Source organism: Actinoplanes sp. NPDC048791, from assembly GCF_040650095.1.
Classification (GTDB): domain Bacteria; phylum Actinomycetota; class Actinomycetes; order Mycobacteriales; family Micromonosporaceae; genus Actinoplanes.
The window spans coordinates 1,671-5,382 of the sequence record NZ_JBEZGQ010000585.1; the positions used below are offsets into that span (position 1 = coordinate 1,671).

Annotated in this window: 4 protein-coding genes; 2 read left to right on the forward strand and 2 right to left on the reverse strand. The window is 69.9% G+C overall.

Annotated features, from left to right (window positions below; all coding sequences use genetic code 11):
• Nucleotides 1-749: AMP-binding protein (locus AB0C29_RS31760; protein WP_360827951.1), on the reverse strand; the 749-nt coding region annotated here is incomplete at its 3' end.
• 110 nt (nt 750-859) lie between these two features.
• Here AB0C29_RS31760 and AB0C29_RS31765 point away from each other — a divergent pair.
• Nucleotides 860-1,501: a hypothetical protein gene (locus tag AB0C29_RS31765; protein ID WP_360827953.1), complete on the forward strand. Its 642-nt coding sequence runs from the start codon at nt 860-862 to the stop codon at nt 1,499-1,501.
• 12 nt (nt 1,502-1,513) lie between these two features.
• Here AB0C29_RS31765 and AB0C29_RS31770 read toward each other — a convergent pair whose 3' ends face one another.
• On the reverse strand, nt 1,514-2,134 hold the full coding sequence (locus AB0C29_RS31770) for a TetR/AcrR family transcriptional regulator (protein WP_360827956.1): 621 nt from the start codon (nt 2,132-2,134) through the stop codon (nt 1,514-1,516).
• A 131-nt stretch (nt 2,135-2,265) separates the two neighbouring features.
• Between AB0C29_RS31770 and AB0C29_RS31775 the strand changes: the two genes are divergently transcribed.
• Entirely contained in the window at nt 2,266-3,615 is a 1,350-nt protein-coding gene (locus tag AB0C29_RS31775) for an MFS transporter (RefSeq protein WP_360827959.1), read from the forward strand.
• Nucleotides 3,616-3,712 lie beyond the last annotated feature (97 nt).

Here is a 3,712-nt window from a genome sequence, read left to right on the forward strand (position 1 = left end):
GGACCTGCGTGACACGGCGACGATCCTGCGGGGGCGGAGCGCAGGCGCTCGGCCACGACCGGCTGGGCGCACACCCGGGACCACACCGTCGGTACGCCGAAGTAGAGCGTTCCGGCCGCGGCCGCGTACGCCTCGGGGTCGGGCCGCCCGGTGTGGTGCAGCCGGCAACCGACCCGCAGGGCGCCGAGCACACCGAGGACGAGCCCGTGCACGTGGAACAGCGGCAGACCGTGCACGAGCACGTCGTCGGGATGCCAGGCCCAGGCGTCGGCCAGCGCGTCGATGCCGGCCTCGAGCGCGCGGTGCGAGAGCACCGCACCCTTCGGCGGTCCGGTGGTGCCGCTCGTGTACATGATCAGCGCGGCCTGCTCCGGCTTCGGCTCCGGGTGGCCGTTGTCCGAGCTCCGGTGCAGGTCAACCTGACGTACGCGGATCTCGGCGGCCGGGTCCGGGCCGGCGGCGAGCAGCAGGGTCGCCCCGGAGTCGCGCAGGATGTGCGACCGTTCCCGCGGCCCGGAGTCCGGTGGCACCGGGACGACCGCGGCGCCGCCGAGCATCGCCCCGACGATCGCCACCACGGCCTCGGCGGTCGCGGTCGCGTGCACCGCCACGACCGGCTCACCGCGGATGTCGTCGGCCACCGCGTTCGCACAGGCGAGCAGTCGTTCCGGCGAGAGTGTGACCGTACCGATCCGGATCGTGTCGTCGGCCGTCGCGGGGGAGAGGGCCGTACCAGCCAGCAGGCGCATGCGGTGAACCTACGCCGTACCGGTGACGGTCAAACGGCCCTCCGGCCGGCTGATGCGAGACTTGACTCCACCTTCAGCGGCGCCGCTGGACCTGATCGGGGTGGAGTGACATGGGGCAGAGGCTGGAGAAGCTGATCTCAGTCGGATCGCCGAGCATGTCCGCCGGGGCCGTCGGCTTTGCGACCGGGCAACTACCGCCACTGCTGGCGCCGCTGTTCGAGCGGAAGAACGGCTTCTATGCCTTCGAGTCCGCGCTTCTGGTCAGGCCGTCCGGTGCACCGGTGGGCGGCGTACTGGACATCGCGAGCTGGAATGCGCGGCACGACTGGACCGGGATCTACGGCGACCACCTGAACGGCGTTGTCCTGTTCGCCGAGGACCTGTTCGGTGGCCAGTTCGGCGTCACCCGGGACGGTGTGGTCTCGTTCAATCCCGAATCCGGCGAGGTGGAGCCGCTCGCAGCGACGATCGAGGAGTGGGCAGCCCGGTTGCTCGGCGACTTCGAGGTGATGACCGGCCATCCGCTGGCGCACGAGTGGCAGACGCGGTATCGGCCGCTCGAGCCCGGCGAGAGGCTGTTCCCGGTCGTGCCGTTCGTCCTCGGTGGTGACTTCACTGTGGACAATGTGCGGCCCGCCGCGGATGTCCAAGGCATGCGGTTCTACGCGGAGCTCTTCCGGGCCACGTCGCAGGTGCCCGACGGCGGTCAGGTGCGGGTCGATCTGGCCGGCCTGGCGCGGATCCTGAACTGACCGCCGCCGGCCTCAGGCGGCGAGCCCGCCGATCAGCAGGTCGACGATCCGTACGGCGAGGTCGTGCACCTCGTCGGCGCTCTGGCCGTCGATCCGGCGGTACCACATGTCGACCGCGTTGAGGTTGCTCAGCAGGGTCCGCGCGGCCAGGCCCGGGTCCACCGGCCGCAGCGAGCCGTCCGCGATCCCCGCGACCACGGCGGCGTGGAACATCTGCTCGTAGTCGCTGCGGAGCCGGTTCAGGTCTTTCAGGGCCTCGATCTGGCGCGTCTTCAGCGCCGCGGACACCTCACCGCGTACGGCCTGGTGGACGACGTGGTGGTAGGCCAGGGCCTCCATCAGGTTGAGCAGGTGGGCGATCGACATGGCCACCAGCCGGTCGCGGGCCGTTCCGGGCCCGGCGGTGTGCGGCTCGACGCGTTCCCGGACGCGGCGCATGCCCTCGCCGTAGACCGCCAGGAAGATGTCGAACTTCGACCGGAAGTGGTAGTAGATCAGGCCCTTGGTGGCCCGCACGTCGCGGGCGATGTCGTCGATCGTGGTGCCGGCGAAGCCGTTGCGCATGAACGCCTCGGCCGCCGCGTCGAGGATCTTCGCGCGGACGTCGGCGGCCACTTCCGGGGTCGCGCTCAAGGGGGCACCTCCTGGTCCGCGGCCAGCCTATCCGGTCCGATCGCGACTGTGACCGTTGACACAATACATCGATGGTCATAACGTAATACTCAGTAGTATGCCTGATCAGCGAGCTTACGCGGAGGCATCGCATGATGGACGCCAGGGCCGCACTACACGAGCCGGCCACCAGGAAAGCGATGGTCCGGCTGCTGCCGATCATCGGCATCGCCTACTTCATGTCCTACGTCGACCGGACCAACGTCGCCCTCGCGAAAACCGCGCTGGAGGCCGACATCGGGATCAGCGCGGCCGCCTACGGCCTCGGCGCCGGTCTGTTCTTCGTCAGCTACGCGTTGCTCGAGGTGCCGAGCAACCTGGTGCTGTACCGGGTCGGTCCGCGGGTGTGGATCACCCGGATCGCGATCAGCTGGGGCGCGGTGTCCGCCGCCATGATGTTCGTGCAGAACGAGGCGTCGTTCTACGTGCTCCGCCTGCTGCTCGGCGCGGCCGAGGCCGGCCTCTTCCCGGCACTGATGTACATGGTGACGCTCTGGTTCTCCCAGAAGCACCGCGTCACGATGGTCGGCCTGATCTACACCGCGCCCTGCATCGCCATCTTCATCGGCTCACCGATGGGCGGCGCCCTCATGGAACTGGACGGCGCCGGCGGCCTGCACGGCTGGCAGTGGATGTTTCTGATCGAAGGACTCGTCACGATCCTGGTCGGCGGACTGGTCTGGTTCACCCTGCCGGACCGGCCGAGCGACGCGAAATGGCTCACGCCACAGGAGGCGGCCGTCCTGTCCGAGCAGGCCGTCGGCAACGACGCCCCCTCAGCGACCCGGGTACGCGGCAACCTGCGGCTGGCCTTCGGGCGCCCGGTGATCCTCGTGCTCGCCGCGATCTATTTCGTCAACCAGGCCATCAGCTCCGGCGTGGGCTTCAACTTCCCGGCCGTACTGCAGGCACTCGGCCTGGACAGCTCGTTCCTGATCGGGGTCGTGGCCGGCAGCGGCGGCATCGCGGGCCTGGCGGGCGTGCTGCTCTTCCCCTGGCTCAAACGCCGGTACGGCCACGAGGTGCTGCTCATCGGCATCTGCGCGGGCGCCACGCTGCTGATCATGACCGGCTTCCTGCTGTCCACCAACGCGGTCTGGCGGGTCGGGCTGATCTTCCTGTCCAGCTTCTTCGCCCTCGGCACCCTGCCGTTGTTCTGGTCCGTGGCCATGTCGCGGATGTCGGGGCTGCTGGCCGCGGCGGGGCTGGCGTTCATCAACACGCTGGGCATCACCGGCGGCTTCGTCGGACCCTTCGTGTACGGCCGCATCGAGGACGCCACCGGCAGCTTGTTCGCCCCGTACTACGTGATCGCCGGGGCGGCGTGTGTGGGCCTCGCGCTGGTGCCCGTGCTGGCCCTGGCCATACGGCGGGAGAAGGCGACGGGTGACGGCACGGCCGCCGTACCGGATGAGACCGTGGCCGAACCGGCCCAGCCATGATCCGTCAGGTTGTGATCGGCAGTGCCCTCGGTGCGCTGATCCTGGCCGCCTGGCCCGCGCCCGTCTCTGCCGGTCCGGCCGCGCCCGCCTCCGCCGC

What these genes read in the sequence shown, in the direction of transcription:
- AB0C29_RS31765 (WP_360827953.1), top strand. Translation starts at nt 860, where the DNA reads ATGGGGCAGAGGCTGGAGAAGCTGATCTCAGTCGGATCGCCGAGCATG.
- AB0C29_RS31775 (WP_360827959.1), top strand. Translation starts at nt 2,266, where the DNA reads ATGATGGACGCCAGGGCCGCACTACACGAGCCGGCCACCAGGAAAGCG.